This window comes from Bacteroides eggerthii, from assembly GCF_025146565.1.
In the GTDB taxonomy this organism is placed as follows: domain Bacteria; phylum Bacteroidota; class Bacteroidia; order Bacteroidales; family Bacteroidaceae; genus Bacteroides; species Bacteroides eggerthii.
The window spans coordinates 2839558-2856856 of sequence record NZ_CP102258.1; the positions used below are offsets into that span (position 1 = coordinate 2839558).

Annotated in this window: 18 protein-coding genes and 1 tRNA gene; 12 read left to right on the top strand and 7 right to left on the bottom strand. The window is 41.1% G+C overall.

Annotated elements, in window-relative coordinates; genetic code table 11:
- Window positions 1–88 precede the first annotated feature (88 nt).
- From NQ546_RS11725 to NQ546_RS11740, 4 genes are all read left to right on the top strand, one after another.
- Complete coding sequence (locus NQ546_RS11725) at window positions 89–1210, top strand: DUF362 domain-containing protein (protein WP_004290933.1); 1122 nt, start codon at window positions 89–91, stop codon at window positions 1208–1210.
- Window positions 1211–1226: 16 nt separating this feature from the next.
- Window positions 1227–1622, top strand: a complete 396-nt coding sequence (locus NQ546_RS11730) for a phosphoribosyltransferase (RefSeq protein WP_004290932.1) — start codon at window positions 1227–1229, stop codon at window positions 1620–1622.
- Between the two features lie 89 nt (window positions 1623–1711).
- Entirely contained in the window at window positions 1712–2521 is an 810-nt protein-coding gene (locus tag NQ546_RS11735; protein ID WP_004290931.1) for a patatin-like phospholipase family protein, read from the top strand.
- A 26-nt stretch (window positions 2522–2547) separates the two neighbouring features.
- Window positions 2548–4245: an alpha-amylase family protein gene (locus NQ546_RS11740; protein ID WP_004290930.1), complete on the top strand. Its 1698-nt coding sequence runs from the start codon at window positions 2548–2550 to the stop codon at window positions 4243–4245.
- Window positions 4246–4273: 28 nt separating this feature from the next.
- On the opposite strand, the gene NQ546_RS11745 is transcribed toward NQ546_RS11740, so the two are convergent.
- On the bottom strand, window positions 4274–4513 hold the full coding sequence (locus NQ546_RS11745) for a DUF6965 family protein (RefSeq protein ID WP_004290929.1): 240 nt from the start codon (window positions 4511–4513) through the stop codon (window positions 4274–4276).
- Window positions 4514–4813: 300 nt separating this feature from the next.
- On the opposite strand from NQ546_RS11745, the gene NQ546_RS11750 reads away from it, so the two are divergent.
- From NQ546_RS11750 to NQ546_RS11760, 3 genes are read left to right on the top strand one after another with little or no spacing between them, the layout of a single operon-like run.
- Window positions 4814–5479 carry a DUF2461 domain-containing protein gene (locus NQ546_RS11750; protein WP_004290928.1) on the top strand — a complete coding sequence of 222 codons (666 nt, stop codon included), beginning with the start codon at window positions 4814–4816 and terminating at the stop codon, window positions 5477–5479.
- A 35-nt stretch (window positions 5480–5514) separates the two neighbouring features.
- Window positions 5515–5961 carry a YhcH/YjgK/YiaL family protein gene (locus tag NQ546_RS11755; RefSeq protein ID WP_004290927.1) on the top strand — a complete coding sequence of 149 codons (447 nt, stop codon included), beginning with the start codon at window positions 5515–5517 and terminating at the stop codon, window positions 5959–5961.
- 26 nt (window positions 5962–5987) lie between these two features.
- A complete protein-coding gene (locus tag NQ546_RS11760) occupies window positions 5988–7997 on the top strand; it encodes an alpha amylase C-terminal domain-containing protein (RefSeq protein WP_004290926.1) in 2010 nt (669 codons plus the stop codon).
- A gap of 84 nt (window positions 7998–8081) precedes the next feature.
- Here NQ546_RS11760 and NQ546_RS11765 read toward each other — a convergent pair whose 3' ends face one another.
- Complete coding sequence (locus NQ546_RS11765) at window positions 8082–8792, bottom strand: tetratricopeptide repeat protein (RefSeq protein ID WP_004290925.1); 711 nt, start codon at window positions 8790–8792, stop codon at window positions 8082–8084.
- 503 nt (window positions 8793–9295) lie between these two features.
- Between NQ546_RS11765 and NQ546_RS11770 the strand changes: the two genes are divergently transcribed.
- From NQ546_RS11770 to NQ546_RS11780, 3 genes are all read left to right on the top strand, one after another.
- A complete protein-coding gene (locus NQ546_RS11770) occupies window positions 9296–9922 on the top strand; it encodes a YhcH/YjgK/YiaL family protein (protein ID WP_004290923.1) in 627 nt (208 codons plus the stop codon).
- 388 nt (window positions 9923–10310) lie between these two features.
- Complete coding sequence (locus NQ546_RS11775) at window positions 10311–10511, top strand: hypothetical protein (protein WP_147293905.1); 201 nt, start codon at window positions 10311–10313, stop codon at window positions 10509–10511.
- A 58-nt stretch (window positions 10512–10569) separates the two neighbouring features.
- Window positions 10570–11145, top strand: coding sequence for a hypothetical protein (locus tag NQ546_RS11780; protein ID WP_004290919.1), 576 nt, complete (start codon window positions 10570–10572; stop codon window positions 11143–11145).
- 86 nt (window positions 11146–11231) lie between these two features.
- Here the strand turns inward: NQ546_RS11780 and NQ546_RS11785 are convergent, their stop codons facing one another.
- The 3 genes from NQ546_RS11785 to NQ546_RS11795 form a co-directional block, all read right to left on the bottom strand.
- Window positions 11232–11828: a head fiber protein gene (locus NQ546_RS11785; RefSeq protein WP_004290918.1), complete on the bottom strand. Its 597-nt coding sequence runs from the start codon at window positions 11826–11828 to the stop codon at window positions 11232–11234.
- Window positions 11829–11830: 2 nt separating this feature from the next.
- A complete protein-coding gene (locus tag NQ546_RS11790) occupies window positions 11831–12466 on the bottom strand; it encodes a hypothetical protein (protein WP_004290917.1) in 636 nt (211 codons plus the stop codon).
- 390 nt (window positions 12467–12856) lie between these two features.
- Entirely contained in the window at window positions 12857–14071 is a 1215-nt protein-coding gene (locus tag NQ546_RS11795; RefSeq protein WP_004292403.1) for an IS256 family transposase, read from the bottom strand.
- A 436-nt stretch (window positions 14072–14507) separates the two neighbouring features.
- On the opposite strand from NQ546_RS11795, the gene NQ546_RS11800 reads away from it, so the two are divergent.
- Window positions 14508–14581: transfer RNA gene (locus tag NQ546_RS11800), tRNA-Arg, on the top strand.
- Between the two features lie 118 nt (window positions 14582–14699).
- Here NQ546_RS11800 and NQ546_RS11805 read toward each other — a convergent pair.
- Window positions 14700–14897 (bottom strand): hypothetical protein, encoded by a 198-nt coding sequence (locus NQ546_RS11805; RefSeq protein WP_004290915.1) that lies wholly within the window; start codon window positions 14895–14897, stop codon window positions 14700–14702.
- Between the two features lie 234 nt (window positions 14898–15131).
- A complete protein-coding gene (locus NQ546_RS11810; RefSeq protein WP_229093288.1) occupies window positions 15132–15314 on the bottom strand; it encodes a hypothetical protein in 183 nt (60 codons plus the stop codon).
- A gap of 247 nt (window positions 15315–15561) precedes the next feature.
- On the opposite strand from NQ546_RS11810, the gene NQ546_RS11815 reads away from it, so the two are divergent.
- On the top strand, window positions 15562–16920 hold the full coding sequence (locus NQ546_RS11815; RefSeq protein ID WP_004292408.1) for a transposase: 1359 nt from the start codon (window positions 15562–15564) through the stop codon (window positions 16918–16920).
- Window positions 16921–17299 lie beyond the last annotated feature (379 nt).

The following is a 17299-nucleotide window of genomic DNA, read 5'->3' on the forward strand; positions in this document are numbered from 1 at the left end:
CCGCTGCTTTTTTATATAATATACCTGCCATTATTAAATTTTATCTATTATTTTTGCAAAAACATTCACAATAAACCAGACATATATCATGGAAAAAGCAAAAGTATATTTTTCGGACTTACGCACCTCTCCCACTTCCAATCTTTTAGACAAAATGGAACGTCTGCTCAAGCGTGCCGGTATCGGACAGCTTCCTTTACAAGACAGCTTTACCGCCATCAAGATACATTTCGGCGAACCGGGCAATCTGGCATACATCCGCCCCAACTATGCAGCGCGTATGGCCAATTTACTCCGCAGTTTCGGAGCCAAACCTTTCCTGACAGACTGCAACACCCTATATTCCGGCCGCCGTTCCAATGCAGTGGACCATCTGCAAAGCGCAATGGAGAACGGGTTCAATCCCATATCCGCCCAATGCCAGGTGATTATTGCAGACGGAGTCAAAGGTACGGATTACAGGGAAATACCGATAGACGGAGAATATTGCCCGACTCCCAAGATCGGCACCGCTATCGCCGATGCGGACATCATAATCAGCATGAACCACTTTAAAGGGCATGAACAAACCGGATTTGGCGGCGCTCTGAAAAATCTTGGAATGGGATGTGCCAGCGTAGGCGGCAAACTGGAACTGCATGCATCTTCCCAACCTAAAATAGACACCGGAAATTGCATAGGTTGTAACATCTGCGTAAAACATTGCGCTCACGATGCCATACATTTGAACGCAGAACGCAAAGCGGAAATAGATTATGCCAAATGCGTGGGATGCGGACAGTGCGTAGCTCTGTGCCAGCATGATGCCGCCGTTGTGAGCGACTGGGACACATCCGAACGGCTGAATTACAAAATAGCAGAATATTCCGCCGCCGTACTGAAAGACAAACCGCATTTCCACATCAGTTTCATCATGAACGTATCACCCGAATGCGACTGCTGGAACCATAATGACGCTGCCATCATTCCCGACCTCGGCATGCTGGCGTCGGCAGACCCCGTAGCGTTGGATAAGGCATGTGCGGACTTGGTCATTCAGTCGCCCATTTTGCATGGAAATAATGTGCTTGCCAAAGGACACGAGCACGAAGACCTGTGCGGTTGCGACAAATTCCACATGGTGCATCCCGATACGGACTGGCTTGCCGGCCTGCGCCATGCCGAAAAAATCGGTTTGGGAACAATGGATTACGAGTTAATAAAAATCTAAAGCTGCATTTACACTTATGGCAAAAACAATGGAGGAAGTGCTGGAGCGTTTCCGCACTATTGAATTCCACGAGGATTTTGATATGATTGTGGCTATTGCCAACGGCGGAATTGTTCCGGCGGGTATCATCAACCAGCGCCTGCAGAAAGAAGTACATCTCTTGCGCATCAATTTGAGAGACGAATACCAGCATCCAAAGTATGACGTTCCGCAATTACTGGCGCCTGTGGATTTCGACTTCAAGGGCAAGAATATCTTGCTGGTGGACGACCGTATAAAAACCGGTTCCACCATCAGGCTGGCACGCGAACTGCTGAAAGATGCATGCAGCATCAAAACCTTTGCAGTGAACGGTACGGCCGATTATGCATTATTTGATGAGACATGTTTCAAATTTCCATGGATATTATGAATAAATGAACATTTTCCTGCTGTTTTCCTTTCTTGCTTCGATAAAATAACTAATTTCGTACCGGACAAAAAATAGCAGAGACTAACAATATGGAAGTAGTAACGAACAACTGGTTCTCAAATAAATATTCTATCGGTTATGCCTTGAGTGGCGGCTTCATTAAGGGATTCGCCCATTTAGGAGCCATGCAGGCACTGCTGGAGCATGACATTAAGCCCAATATAATTTCAGGTGTCAGTGCCGGTGCGTTGGCAGGCGTTTTTTATGCGGACGGCAATGAACCGCATAAAGTCCTGGATTATTTTGCCGGGCATAAATTTCAGGACTTGACAAAATTGGTAATACCCAAAGTGGGCTTGTTCGAGCTTGGCGACTTTAAAGATTTCCTGAGAAGTAACCTGAAAGCGAAAAAACTGGAAGAATTGCAATTGCCACTCATCATCACCGCTACCGACTTGGATCATGGACGTTTGGCACATTTCCATAAAGGAGACATCGCAGAGCGTGTAGCTGCATCCTGCTGCATGCCGGTATTGTTTGCACCCGTAAAAATAGAAGAAACCTATTACGTGGATGGAGGACTTTTGATGAACCTGCCGGTAACCACCATCCGACGGGTGTGTGAAAAGGTGGTGGCAATCAATGTCAGCCCTTTGATGGCGCCTAAGTACAAAATGAACATCGTGAGCGTAGCCTTGCGCTCGTACAACTTCATGTTCCGTTCCAACTCGTTCCCGGAGCGTGAGAAAGCGGACTTACTGATAGAGCCTTACAACCTGGACGGTTACAGCAACCGGGAGCTGGAAAAAGCGGAAGAGATATTTATGCAAGGATACAACGCTACCAATGACATACTGGAACGTCTGCAAATAGAAAAAGGCACTATCTGGAAAGAGTAAAATAACCATTCTCTAAATAAAAAGAAATGAGCGACGAAAATAAACTGATTATTTATCAAGTGTTCACCCGGCTGTTCGGGAACAACAATAACCACTGTATCAATAACGGCAGTATTACCGAAAACGGATGCGGCAAAATGGCTGACTTCACAGCCAAGGCATTAGGAGAAATAAAGAAGCTGGGGGTTACCCATATATGGTATACCGGTATTATAGAACATGCAACGCAAACGGATTATCGTCGCTACAATATCCAGCCCGATCATCCGGCTATCGTAAAAGGTAAAGCCGGTTCGCCATATGCCATAAAAGATTATTATGATGTGGATCCGGATCTGGCAAAGGACGTTCCGGAGCGTATGAGGGAATTTGAAAACCTGGTGCAGCGCACACACCGTAGCGGCCTGAAGGTCATTATTGATTTTGTACCTAACCATGTAGCACGCCAGTACCATTCGGACATGCAGCCGGACGGCACTTCTCAGTTGGGCGTGAACGATGATGCGAACTATGCGTTCAGCCCTTACAATAATTTCTATTACATCCCGCAATCGGAGCTGCATGGACAGTTTGACATGCAAGGTACAGCCGGTGAACCATATAAAGAGTTTCCGGCCAAGGCCACCGGCAACAATCGTTTTGACGCCTATCCCAACATCAATGACTGGTACGAAACGGTCAAACTGAATTATGGAGTGGATTATCAGAATGGCGGCACCTGTCACTTCAATCCTATTCCCGACACATGGACCAAAATGCTGGATATTCTGATGTTTTGGGCCGGGAAACATATTGACGGCTTTCGTTGCGACATGGCGGAAATGGTTCCTGTCGAGTTTTGGGAATGGGCTATCCCTCAAGTAAAGACCAAGCATCCCGACCTTCTCTTCATAGCTGAGGTGTATAATCCGAAAGAGTACGGTAACTATCTGTTCCGAGGAAAGTTTGATTACCTCTATGACAAAGTGGGACTGTATGACACGCTCCGCGCAATAGTGTGCGGCGACGAATCCGCAACAGCCATTACAAGGGCTTGGCAGAGTTTGGGCGGAATAGAGAAACGGATGCTGAATTTCTTGGAAAACCATGACGAACAGCGCATCGCTTCCGACTTCTTTGCAAGTAACCCGCGTAAAGCCATACCCGCCCTCATCGTATCGGCCTGTATGAACGTAAACCCTATGATGATTTACTTCGGACAGGAATTTGGCGAGCTGGGCATGGACAGCGAAGGCTTCAGCGGAAGGGATGGGCGCACTACGATCTTTGACTATTGGAGCGTCGACACTATTCGCCGCTGGCGCAATGGCGGAAAATTTGACGGGAAAATGATGACGGACAATCAGAAACACCTGTATGCCATCTATCAACGCATACTGACATTATGCAACGAGGAAAAAGCAATCTCACAAGGTGACTTTTTCGATTTGATGTATGCCAATGTCAACGGCTGGCGTTTCAACGAACATAAGCAATATACTTTCTTGCGCAAGTCCGGTAGGGAATTATTGCTGTTTGTCGTAAACTTCGATCATATATCGGCAGACCTTGCAATCAATATCCCTTCCCATGCCTTTGATTTCCTGCAAATACCACAAATGGACCGGTACCATGCCGTCGATTTATTGAGTGGCAAAGAAGAGACAATCAGCCTATTGCCATACAAGGCAACGGAAGTATCTGTGGAAGGATACGGCGGTAAGATTCTTAAAATAAAATTATAAATTATGGAAATGATGCAGAGTGACCGTTTCACTCTGCATCATCCTTACCTTCCATTTTATCCTTCAACCTGTACATACGCGTAATGGCCGGATTATAGAACTCATCCGGATAATGGGCGGTAATGTCACTCAGGTTAGCTTGTACATACCTTTTTACATCAAATATCGTTTCAGCATCGTTCAATTGTATCTGTTCGGGAAATGATGCCGCTTTGGACCACTCTATCAAGGCATTGACACTTTCTTCATCGTATTTATACTCTCTCATAATTCATATATTTTCTTGCAAAGATATAACAATTGCTAAAGTTATCCTTACCCTTATGAACAAATTCTGAAAGGGTGACGTTATATAGATGTGTTTTTCATAGTGTTAGATATAAGATTAATTAAAGGAGACGTACCCGCTTGTGATAAGTAAGTACATCAAAGAACAGAAGCGTCTGTTTTGATTGATAAATGTGTAAGAAGCATCGGTTTACCCCAAGCCGGTGCTTTTTTTATGTCTGTTTGTAGCATGTTATAAATATTATCCGTAAATTTGGCAGAAATAAGGATTTATATTGATATGAACATTCCTGTTATATTTCAATTTCTGAAAGAACTGTCCGCCAACAATAATCGCGAATGGTTCAATGCTCACCGGGAACAATACGAAAATGCCCGAAATGAGTTCGAGAACTTGCTGACAGTGATTATCTCCCGCATCTCATTGTTTGACGAAAGCATCCGCGGCATCGAAGCCAAAGACTGTACATACCGCATCTATCGGGATACACGCTTCTCGGAAGACAAAACACCCTATAAGAACCATTTTGGCGGCTATATCAACGCCAAAGGAAAGAAATCCGACCATTGCGGATACTATATCCATTTGCAACCGGGAAACTGCCTGTTGGCAGGCGGCAGCTATTGCCCGCCCCCTCCCCTGCTGAAAGCATTGAGACAGGCGGTGTATGATAATATAGATGAATTCCGGGGGATTGTCGAAGATCCTGTATTCAAACAATACTTTCCCGTTGTCGGAGAAAATTTCCTGAAAACAGCCCCGAAAGGCTTCCCTAAGGACTATCCGTACCTGAAGTACTTGCAGTGCAAGGAGTATACCGTTGCCTGCAGCCAACCGGACAGTTTCTTTCTGGCTCCGGACTTTCTGGATCGTACAGATGATATTTTCAAACAGATGAAACGTTTTTCAGACTTTGTGAATTACACAATAGACGACTTTGAATAATTACCTATTTATAACTAACTTAAAACATTTGAATTATGGTAGTAGACAGACTTGAAAACATAGAGAAATATGCTTCGCTGAATCCTTTATTCGCACAAGCCATTGAATTTTTGAAATCACACGATTTGAACGCTTTGGAAGTGGGAAAAACGGAGCTTAAAGGTAAAGAATTGCTCGTAAATGTGGCGCAAACCAAACCGAAAACAAAGGAAGATGCCAAACTGGAAACACACAGGGATTTTATTGACATCCAGATTCCTCTGTCTGGTACTGAAATAATGGGCTACACCGCCGCAAAAGATTGCGTTCCGGCAGATGCTCCCTACAATGCAGAGAAAGATATTACTTTCTTTTCCGGTCTGGCAGAGAGCTATATCGAAGTTAAACCGGGCATGTTTGCTATTTTCTTTCCACAAGACGGACACGCTCCCGGCATCACTCCGGATGGTGTGAAAAAAGTAATTGTGAAAGTTAAAGCATAATATCAAATACCTCAAATTAATCCTTTATGGAAACATTGAATTTGATTAAGAACGATCCTTGGCTGGAGCCTTACGCAGATGCCATAAACGGACGTCATAAACATGCTACTGAAAAAGAAGCGGAATTAACCAACAAAGGAAAACAAACATTATCGGATTTTGCGTCCGGCTATCTTTATTTTGGCCTGCATCGCACTGATGAAGGCTGGGTTTTCCGCGAATGGGCTCCCAATGCCACTCAGATTTTCTTGGTTGGAACGTTTAATGACTGGAAAGAGGAGAAAAAATACAGCCTGAAACGTAAAGCAAACGGAAACTGGGAAATAAAACTACCGGCCGGCGCCATGAAGCATGGTGACTTATACAAACTAATGGTGCATTGGGACGGTGGCTGCGGCGAACGTATTCCGGCATGGGCAAATCGGGTTGTTCAAGATGAACAAACCAAAATCTTCAGTGCACAGGTATGGTCGCCGGAGAAACCGTATAAGATGAAAAAGAAAACTTTCAAGCCCGCCACTAATCCATTGTTGATTTATGAATGTCATATCGGTATGGCGCAACAAGAGGAAAAAGTCGGCAGTTACAGAGAGTTTCAGGAAAAGATTCTTCCACGCATCGTAAAGGATGGATATAACTGTATCCAGATTATGGCTATTCAGGAGCATCCATATTACGGCAGTTTCGGGTATCACGTATCAAGTTTCTTTGCTGCTTCTTCCCGCTTCGGTACTCCGGACGAACTGAAAGAACTCATTGACACAGCCCATAGCATGGGTATCGCTGTTATCATGGACATCGTTCACTCCCATGCAGTGAAGAATGAAGTAGAAGGGCTGGGTAACTTTGCCGGTGATCCGAACCAGTATTTCTATCCGGGTGCCCGTCGTGAACATCCGGCATGGGATTCGCTTTGCTTTGACTATGGAAAAAATGAAGTTATTCATTTTTTGCTGTCCAACTGTAAATATTGGATGGAAGAGTATCACTTTGACGGTTTTCGCTTCGATGGCGTGACTTCAATGCTGTATTATAGCCATGGTTTAGGCGAAGCATTCTGCAACTATGGAGACTATTTCAATGGCCATCAGGACGACAATGCCATTTGCTATCTGACACTTGCCAACCGCCTGATTCATCAAGTTAATCCTAAAGCAATTACCATTGCCGAAGAGGTATCGGGAATGCCGGGACTGGCTGCAAAATTCGAGGATGGCGGCTATGGCTTTGATTATCGCATGGCGATGAATATTCCCGACTATTGGATCAAAACTATCAAGGAAAAAATAGATGAAGACTGGAAACCCTCCAGCATGTTTTGGGAAGTGACCAACCGTCGTCAGGATGAGAAAACAATATCTTATGCGGAAAGTCATGATCAGGCATTAGTTGGTGACAAAACGATTGTTTTCCGTCTGATAGATGCCGATATGTACTGGCACATGCAGAAGGGTGATGAAAACTATACTGTAAATCGTGGCATCGCCTTACACAAGATGATACGTCTGTTGACGGCAACGACTATCAATGGCGGTTATCTTAACTTCATGGGTAATGAGTTCGGTCACCCCGAATGGATAGACTTTCCTCGTGAAGGTAATGGTTGGTCGTGCAAATATGCCCGCCGTCAATGGGATTTGGTAGATAATAAAAATTTGGCATATCATTATCTGGGTGATTTTGATTGCGCCATGTTGGAAGTTATCAAAAGTATGAAAAATTTCCAAGCTACGCCGGTTCAGGAAATATGGCATAATGACGGAGATCAGGTATTGGCGTATATGCGTAAGGATTTAGTATTTGTATTTAACTTTAATCCCAAGCAGTCTTTCACCGATTATGGATTCTTGGTTCCTGCCGGTTCTTATGAGGTTATATTGAATACCGATAATCCGGATTATGGTGGCTATGGACTGACTGATGACACAGTGAAGCATTTCACCCTTTCAGATCCTTTGTACAAGAAAGATAAGAAAGAATGGCTGAAACTCTATATTCCGGCGCGAACAGCAATGGTTTTAAAGAGAAGTAAATAATTGAAGAACAAAAACAGAGTATGATAAAAAGAGAGACAGACCTTGATTGGACTGTCTCTCTTTCATGTTTTATGTATGTGAGTTTTATAACTGAGTATTTATAAAGTTCAGCATTGTATTGGCATTGTCTATCATTTTCTTTTGAGCCGGTTTGCTCGGAGACAACAATGGAATAAGTTTTTCCAGATACTCCTTGGACTCTTTGAATTGTCCTTTTGCCTTTTCAGCATCTGTATTCAATGTAGCGGCGCCTTGACTGTAAAGCAATACTCCTAAGCTATTGAGGGCGTTTACATTATCCGGCTGGATTGCAAGAGCTTGTTTGAAAGCACCTTCTGCCTCATCAACCTTTTTAGCTTTTTGTGCAACAATACCTTGATTCACGTAATAAGTAGCATACATTCTTGTTAAGGTCTTATTTCCCGGGACTGCTTCCAGGCCTTCTTTCAGAGTAGCAACATATTCATCATTTTTCTTCAAGTCCTTCAATGCACCGGCTTTACCAATATAGGCATTGGCTAAGTTATACTTTTTCTGTACAGCTATATCAAAGTATTTCAAAGCATCGGCAGGCTTCTTAATTTTATCGGCGCAAACACCGCAGTTAAAAGCAATTACAGAGTCTTGGTTATTTGTCTGTGTCAAATAAGTGCTGAATTTTGTGAATGCCAGTTGATAATTCTTAGATTCAAGTGCGGCTTTACCTTCATTGACCAATTGTGCAGGGTCGGTATTCTGCGCAAAGAAATTAGTAGCTGCACAACAAAGTGCAAGAGATAAGATTAATTTTTTCATATGCTTTTATGATTTTAAATATTGATATTTCAAAGTTAACAGCCTACAACGTAGAAGCAAAACCTTTTTACCTTTTTTGGGTTTTTTACGGTAGTAGTAACAAGTGTTATTTTACGTAAACAAAGAAACTGACAGAGTATGGAAATTCTTATTTTTATAGTACCATAATCCCATATCGGAATTTGCTCCGTTTGCTCCGTTCACTCCCAATAAAATAATTCCTGTAACCAATACAAGCAAGAATAAAATCGACAGCGTTACCGTAATTTTACTTTTTTTACCGATTCCTTTTCTTATCACTCTTTTATACCATCCCGAATGTGTTGTTATAGGGAATATTGCAGCTATACAAAATAAAAAATAGGCCAAAACATGACCAACAGCCCAGTTATGCCATAACTCATGGTATCTTCTTTTTGGTTATTCATCATGTTTTAAGTACTTTTGCATATTCTCTATATGCTAATGGTATTTTGATATATAAATAGTGACATAACAAAATTATGAAAAGGCAGTTTGTTTTTTTTGCCATGATGATTTTTGCTGTCATGGTTTTTGCACAGGGAGTTTATACCAAGCCTTGTACTGATAAAGCTTTGGAGAAGAAAGCTTTGAAATGGGTTAACAGCGGAAAATGGCGCAATGGTTTCAAAATGGCTACACCGCATGAAAGTGTGAATGTCGTGGAATTCTATACTCAATATAAAAAGAATCCTGAACAGTGGAAGGCAATGTTTAAGTGGCTTTCGACTCGTGATTTGCTTACAATAGAGAAAGGGAAATATACTATTGAGGGTACAAAACTTATTGCCAGCGTAGAGGACAGCGAGAACGGTGATTTATCGAAGCGTAAAAGCGAGAGCCATTATAAGCATATTGATTTCCAATTTGTAGTAAAAGGTACTGAACGTTTCGGTATCATAGACCATGAAACAAGTAAGTCTAATTCTCAATATCGTCCTGATGTAATCCATTATGAATACGATAACAATAAAACTCTTTTCTATGATTCGACACCTGACAAGTTTTTTATTTTCTTTCCGGATGATTGGCATATCGCCAAAATCAAAACAGATCTTACAGACCAAAAAATAAGGGTTATTGTGGTGAAGTTAGATTATATAAAATAAGTGATTCCTATAACCCATCCGAGATGCAAGCTCAAAGGCGAAATGGGCAAAGGTTTTGCGGGCAGAATAGTATCCCACCTTTTGATTGATATTGAACGATTCGGCAAGTACATTCAAGCTACGTGTCAGATACTGGTAAAATTTGAGTATGTAAATTTATATTCGAATTTGAGTTTTCCGGTATTACCATTGACTACTTGGTCTCACACGAAATCCGAAAAAATGGGTTGCAAACCTATAGCTGTTTTATGGTAATTGAAATAAACTCTAATAATATGATGACTGAAGACAACAATTACAAAGATGATTCTACAAACTCCAAGAAGAGTTACCCCGAGTTACTTAAATCAGAACATTGGAAGAATAGGCGCCTATTGAAAGGAGATATGTGCTTGGACTCGGAATTGGAGCTGTACTAATAGGAATAGGATATTGGATGGCTAAAAAAGTGGCGCATCAGTTTGTATATGGAGGAATTTTAAAATACCCTATTTATCAACATAATAAAATTACAAAAACAATTATTGGCTTTGGTTTATTAATATCTACTAATTTCTTTATCCGAATACTAATTTTATTAGCTTTATAACCACCAAACGCTTGCATAGGTCGTAAACCGAGTGTAGGCTTTTAAAAAAATACAACAAATGAACTTTCATGACACAAATATTCAAGTAGCAATTATAGGTTTCAGTGGTGTAATTATAGGAGTTCTCTTGACCTTCTTGGGTGTAATTATTAATAATATAGCACAACGAAAAAGAGAAAAGGACAAATTTAAACAAGAAGTCTATCTCAAAGAAGATGAAAAACGATATAAACAGAATCAAGACAAAATTAATGCAATTGTTGAGATTGTTAAATTATTAAATTATTTTGAGGATGCTATTTCTTTGACTTCAAGCTCTATAGATACAACAAAAAAAGCATCTATTATCCAAAATAATGAGAACTATAAAAGAGATAAAAAGAAACTTCATAGATTAGATAGTTTAGTATGCGTGTATACACCAAATTTTTACGACAAAGTTCGAATAATAACGAGAAACCATGGTACATACCGACTTGCACAAAGTAACTTAATTGCAAATGAAGCCAACAAAGAGTTAGAAGATATGGCTCTAAATGAAGTGATACAAATTACACAGAAGTGTAGTGAAAATATATCTGAACTGAGGTATGATTTACGTGATTTATGCGAAAAGTTATTAGACTTCAATTAATTCACGTATAAATTGCCGAGAAGTAAAGCCAGATTTTTTCGGCTTTTACTTTAATGTTTGAATCGTTAAAAACATATCCTACCTCCTTACTCGTTAAATTCAAACCATCCCTTCATGTTGGCTTTATCGTTCTCGGAGAACGGCATAACCAATTTTGAAGGCTCAACTTCTGCGGCTGTACGAAGCAATGAAACCAGTGTAATTCCGTCCTCAACCTTTGTACGGTTGAACAAGGCCGAATTAGCTACATGCTTTTGATTTAAACCATCAACTGCAACCGCATTGAATAATACGGCATCTTTGGCGATATTTTCACCGAAAGCAGCCTTAATGGTCAATACGTCATATTTCTTGTTGGTTTTGTCGATAGCCGTTACTTCCGCACCTTTCGTACCGCTTCCAACAAACATGCCCACATAAGCCAAAGAGTTCTTGGCTACTTTGATAGACAAAGCCTTTCCATCAGTGGTATAGGCTTCTACAACTCTCACATTGATTACCGCATAAGAGAACTTGTTTTTCAAGTCCGCACAAATCGGTGTAAATCCGGGAAGAAAACTTCCCACGACAAGGTTCTGCGTGTCGAGTTTGAACGAGCCACGTCTACGAATACTAGTCTGGACATCGTAGCGTTCCTCTTGTTCAATAGGCGGAGCCAAGTCATACTTAAATCCTGCTGACATAATTAATTTTTGTTTTGTTCAACAATAGTTTTCGGTCCCTCATCAATCATATTAGCGATAGATTCAGATTCTTTCTCAATCTTCGTTTCTGCTGATTCGGGAGGGGTTACGCCTTTGAAGCCGTCATTTGCGAACTCCTGTATCAAGTCCTTGAAATAAACATCCAAGTCCTCATCGTCCTTGATGGCGCACCCCTTAGCGTAGTTTTCGGGAATACCATACTCCTTAGCCTTTGCAAGAATCTGCTCCTGTCGGGTAGCCTGTAACTTCTCAGCCTTAAACTGAGCGAGTTCATCGGAAAGAGGCTTGACAGCAGCACTCACTGCATTCGCAATGATGGTTGCCATGTCTGCCTTATCTTCCGGTTTTGGATTTGGGCCAGGATTAGAATTAGGATTCTCGATTTTCGTTTTCAATTCGTCCAATTGCTTTTGTAGACCCGATTTTTCGTTTCTAACAGTATCAATGTCCTCTTGAAAAGCTTTTAAAAGTCCTTCGCCCCCACTAATAGCGGTTTCTATTTGACTTTCTTCAGCTACGGTTTTAGATAAATAGTCAGCCACCCCGTCAAACGCTTTATCACCAAACCCAAAGGTTTTATACTTCGTTTTTAGTGCTACTAAGATTTTTTCTTTCATACCGTATGAATTATTAAATTTGAAATTCAATTTGCGAAAGTAAAAATACGACCAATACAGGTGATTAGTAAATATTTAAGTTCTCCATTCGTGACAACCGTCTTGATGTCACGAATACGGTATAAAAGTAAGAAGTAACTGGGTGAAAGGGGAATAATTAGAGGTGGAATACACGACAATCATTCCATTGTCGTAAAAAGGAAAGGAAAAGACATAAAAAAGCGTGAAACCGAGTGGAATCACACCATACATGAAAAAAGAGTAGAACTAAATGCACAAATATTCGGAGACGTAAAATAAACTGTGTCATGCGGCGTTTTCTTCCAAGCTCATCGGTCGGGGATCGGCCAGCGCCAAGGGGGTGCACCAGCACTCCCGACGAGCGTAAAGTTACAACAATTTAAATCTGTCTCCAAACTTTATCGCTAATTGTTGTGCGATGGCCGCCCAGTTGGCTATGGGCATGGTCCATTTCTTGCGTATGTTGCGGTAAGCGAGATAAACCAACTTTTCAAGGGCGGTGTCGTTAGGGAACACGCCCTTGTTTTTTGTCACTTTCCGCACTTGGCGGTGATAGCCCTCGACTGTATTCGTGGTATAAATCATACGTCGTATATCCGACGTAAACTGGAAGTATTCAGTAAGCCTTTCCCAGTTATCCTGCCAAGACTTGATAACGATAGGGTATTTCTCACCCCATTTTTCTTCCAGATTAAAAAGTCCTGTCTCAGCGGATTCCTTATTTACCGCACCATAGACATGTTTCAGATCCCTCATGAACTCTTTTTGGTGCTTGCTGCCGACATACTTGATGGAGTTACGTATCTGATGGACAATACAGAGCTGGACAATAGTATCAGGAAACACACTTTGGATAGCGTCTGGGAAGCCTTTCAATCCGTCAACACAAGCTATGAGTATGTCACAGACACCACGGGTCTGCAAGTCTGTCAATACATTCAGCCAGAAGTTCGCGCCCTCATTCTTAGAGATATACATCCCTAACAGATCCTTATGTCCCTCGCTGTCCAGAGCCAGTACATTGTAAATCGCACGGGTTACGGCACAGCCTCTCTCGTCCATTACCTTATAATGGATGGCATCCATCCAGACTATCGGATAAACGCTGTCCAGGCTACGGGAACGCCATGCCTTTATTTCCGGAAGTACACGATCGGTGATGGCGCTAATTGTCTCAGCAGACACACGATTACCCAAGTTCTCCTCCATCCAGTCACTTATCTCACGTGTGCTGTTTCCCAAAGCATAAAGTCCGATGATACGGTCTGCAACACCTTCTGCAAGAATGGTTTCACGCTTTTTTATGAACTGGGGTTCAAAGGTGGAGTTACGGTCACGAGGGGTAGATACGGTGACTTCTCCCATCGAAGTCTGTACTTGTTTTTGCATCTTGCCATTACGACGGTTGCCACTCATGCGTTCATCCTCAGAAAGATGAGCGTCCATCTCACCTTCAAGGGCAGCATTTAATATACTCTCCAACAACGGAGCAAAAGCACCGTCCTTACCTAACAAGGGTTTACCAGACTTCAACTGTTCAAGAGCCTTGTTCTTGATACTTTCAAAATCAAATTCTTCACTCATAAAATAAACTGTGTTAGCAAAGTTAATATTTTATTCTTTTCCTTAGCTGACACAGTTCAAATTACGGACTCTATGAGAGGCACAATCCATCACCTATTGTCAAATTTATATGGGATGATGAATTTGGCAATAACAGAGAAAGAGAGCAAACGTTAAACTTAACGTTCTAACATTTTATTTTATCTCTGTATTCTTTCATTATTTTATTGTATCTTTTAGTATTTCTATGCACCATTAAAAAGGTAAATAAGCTAATGACAAGACTTAATGACGCAATAATTATTCTAACAACCTCATCATAATGCATTGTATCTCAGGAGTACAACTCCTTATATTTTCGATTTGAGATTATCATTTTAGTATAAACAATAAATATTTTGGATGTAAAATTTGTAGTTTTCATAAAAAAACGTACCTTTGCACCGCAATTGAGGATGGTTCCGTAGCTCAGCTGGATAGAGCAACGCCCTTCTAAGGCGTGGGTCTTGCGTTCGAATCGCAACGGAATCACTTTTATAAAATGCTAATAGGTTCATTGATAACTTGTTAGCATTTTCTTTTTATGATTGTTGCACAACATTTGCACAACTTGCGAATAGGGAAAGAAAAAGCCGGGAAATAATTCCGGCTATATTGTTGTTTTAACCCCACCGCTGATTTTGGGAGATGGGTCGTATTCCGCTTCTCTCCTTCTATTCTCGTCCTCGTCTTTGAGATACTTGTTCCTTATCTCTTTGATGTCATTTGTCATTCCCCATACTTTGAAGAAGAGGATGATTTGTGGTACTCCGAATATTAGGAGTATGATGGTTAGAAAGTCAATCATAGCTTTAATTATTTAGTTTGTTCTTTAATTTGTTGAATATTACTATCTTTGCTTTATAAATCAGTTTGTTATGGAAAGCATATGAAGTTTTTCTTAAAAGGAGTGATAAATACAGCTATTAATATGACACAAAAATTCCAGAAGAATCAGCATAATCAAAAGTTTGATCAGTTACTCCCCCACAAATTGGCAATTTCTACAGAAATAATTCTCGAAAGAATCAATTACAGTTTACTACAATTGATAATAAGCCTCGTTAGCCATGACGATTGCATCTTCCAAAGTACCACCACTTTGTTCTACAAATGCAATGACAGCATCTATAAATTCGTTGAAAGAAGCAATATCTTCGCCAGCTGTTTTTTCATTATACTCTTCTTCTGTAAAATCCAAGCTTTCTATTAATTTTGTCTTCATCTTTATTTCAATAATTATTATAGTATTATTATATTCAATACCTTTTTTGCAAAAATAATATATCGCCATGACTTCTTAGCTATTATTTGCAAATAATATTTAGGGACATTCATTAAATATTACAAAATCAGCCAACTAATTCATACACAAATTATTGCGAATTAGTTGGCTTTTTTGTATCTTTAGGTATTCCCCCGAAAATAAGGTTTGACGGCCAAAACGGGGGAAATATCCAAACTAATAAGATATGGCAAAGATAGTGAATATTTCAGAAATTCACCCTACTTTGGGTTTTACAGAATTTGATATTCTGGAAAAATACCGCAAGAGTTTTAATGAGAGTGAGCTTGGCAAGCTTCATTCAGTCTTTCCGTTTGAATGTATGGCAAAAGCCGCAGGCCTGTCGGCCCGGCGCCTGGGACGCAGGAACAGATTCAGTCCTTCCGCAAAGATCGCCCTTATGGTCCTGAAGGCATACACCGGATTCTCCGACAGGCAACTGGTGGAACATCTGAACGGGAACATACACTACCAGATTTTCTGTGGAATTATGATTCCCCCGTCCCTTCCCATAACCAACTTCAAGATAATCAGTGCCATCCGTAATGAGATAGCATCCCGCCTTGACATTGATTCTTTCCAGGAGCTCCTGGCTTCACACTGGAAACCTTATCTTGATAACCTTCACGTCTGCATGACCGATGCCACATGCTATGAAAGCCACATGCGTTTTCCTACGGACATGAAACTCCTTTGGGAAAGCCTCGAATGGCTCTACAGGCATATATGCCGGCATTGCAGGGAGCTGGGCATAAGGCGTCCGCGCAACAAATACAGGAATGTGGCGGAATCCTATCTGTCCTACTGCAAGAAAAGAAAGAGGAGAGCTTCAAGGACAAGAATGCTTAAGCGCCGTATGATCAAGCTTCTTGAAAAGCTCCTCAGTCAAAGGGATGGGATCCATAGCGAGTACGGTGCTTTACTCCGATATACCCAGGATTATCATAAGCGTCTTTCCATCATCAGAAAGGTGCTTGTACAAGAAAAGGAAATGTTTGAAGGGCGGAAAGTCAGTGACCGCATCGTCAGCATTGACCGTCATTATGTACGTCCCATCGTCAGAGGCAAGGAAACCAAGTCCGTCGAGTTTGGTGCAAAGGTCAATAATATACAGATAGACGGCATATCGTTCATAGAACACCTCTCGTTCAAGGCATTCAATGAGGGTATACGCTTGAAGGACTGTATCCGTATGCAGCAGAAGCTTATGAATGTAAGGGTAAGATGTGTGGCTGCCGATTCCATATATGCCAATAATGCCAACAGAAAGTTCTGTACAAAATATGGGATATCCACATCCTTTGTGCGCAAGGGAAGGGCGGCCAAAGATGAGCCTTTGAGGAAGGTGCTTAGAAGCGAACTCTCAAAAGAAAGGGCAACACGGCTTGAAGGAAGCTTCGGCACTCAAAAGCAACATTACTCGCTCTCAAGGATAAAGGCCGGAAACAGGAAGACGGAAATACTGTGGATTTTCTTTGGAATACATACGGCAAATGCCATACTGATGATAGAAAAAATCAGAAACAAAACAGCTAAAGCAGCATGATATGATTTTACTCACAGAATCAGAAGAGGTCATCAGACTTCTTCCGGAACGTCATGTCCTGTCGGATAGAATTATGTGAGAAAGCACGGAAAAATGGCAATAAGAATGGCATATGAAGTGGTCATGCCCTATCATCTTCATATGCCATCTTATTTTTTAGAGACATTTACTGAATATCCCTATTTACCATTGTAATATATTATGGACATTCATTACAAACATGCAATTTTCTTTGGTAGCTATAATATAATTGAGTTATGCAACCACACCATTCATTCACAATGCAGCCAATAAATGTATATGTTTTTCCAAATAGGATTTTTCTATTTATATTGATGATATTCAGCCCATTCAGGTTTCATAATGACAGGACAAACAG

Excerpts from the sequence above, each read along its gene's own strand:
- NQ546_RS11725 (WP_004290933.1), top strand. The coding sequence starts at position 89 with ATGGAAAAAGCAAAAGTATATTTTTCGGACTTACGCACCTCTCCCACT.
- NQ546_RS11730 (WP_004290932.1), top strand. The coding sequence starts at position 1,227 with ATGGCAAAAACAATGGAGGAAGTGCTGGAGCGTTTCCGCACTATTGAA.
- NQ546_RS11735 (WP_004290931.1), top strand. The coding sequence starts at position 1,712 with ATGGAAGTAGTAACGAACAACTGGTTCTCAAATAAATATTCTATCGGT.
- NQ546_RS11740 (WP_004290930.1), top strand. The coding sequence starts at position 2,548 with ATGAGCGACGAAAATAAACTGATTATTTATCAAGTGTTCACCCGGCTG.
- NQ546_RS11745 (WP_004290929.1), bottom strand. The coding sequence starts at position 4,513 with ATGAGAGAGTATAAATACGATGAAGAAAGTGTCAATGCCTTGATAGAG.
- NQ546_RS11750 (WP_004290928.1), top strand. The coding sequence starts at position 4,814 with ATGAACATTCCTGTTATATTTCAATTTCTGAAAGAACTGTCCGCCAAC.
- NQ546_RS11755 (WP_004290927.1), top strand. The coding sequence starts at position 5,515 with ATGGTAGTAGACAGACTTGAAAACATAGAGAAATATGCTTCGCTGAAT.
- NQ546_RS11760 (WP_004290926.1), top strand. The coding sequence starts at position 5,988 with ATGGAAACATTGAATTTGATTAAGAACGATCCTTGGCTGGAGCCTTAC.
- NQ546_RS11765 (WP_004290925.1), bottom strand. The coding sequence starts at position 8,792 with ATGAAAAAATTAATCTTATCTCTTGCACTTTGTTGTGCAGCTACTAAT.
- NQ546_RS11770 (WP_004290923.1), top strand. The coding sequence starts at position 9,296 with ATGAAAAGGCAGTTTGTTTTTTTTGCCATGATGATTTTTGCTGTCATG.
- NQ546_RS11780 (WP_004290919.1), top strand. The coding sequence starts at position 10,570 with ATGAACTTTCATGACACAAATATTCAAGTAGCAATTATAGGTTTCAGT.
- NQ546_RS11785 (WP_004290918.1), bottom strand. The coding sequence starts at position 11,828 with ATGTCAGCAGGATTTAAGTATGACTTGGCTCCGCCTATTGAACAAGAG.
- NQ546_RS11790 (WP_004290917.1), bottom strand. The coding sequence starts at position 12,466 with ATGAAAGAAAAAATCTTAGTAGCACTAAAAACGAAGTATAAAACCTTT.
- NQ546_RS11795 (WP_004292403.1), bottom strand. The coding sequence starts at position 14,071 with ATGAGTGAAGAATTTGATTTTGAAAGTATCAAGAACAAGGCTCTTGAA.
- NQ546_RS11805 (WP_004290915.1), bottom strand. The coding sequence starts at position 14,897 with ATGATTGACTTTCTAACCATCATACTCCTAATATTCGGAGTACCACAA.
- NQ546_RS11810 (WP_229093288.1), bottom strand. The coding sequence starts at position 15,314 with ATGAAGACAAAATTAATAGAAAGCTTGGATTTTACAGAAGAAGAGTAT.
- NQ546_RS11815 (WP_004292408.1), top strand. The coding sequence starts at position 15,562 with ATGGCAAAGATAGTGAATATTTCAGAAATTCACCCTACTTTGGGTTTT.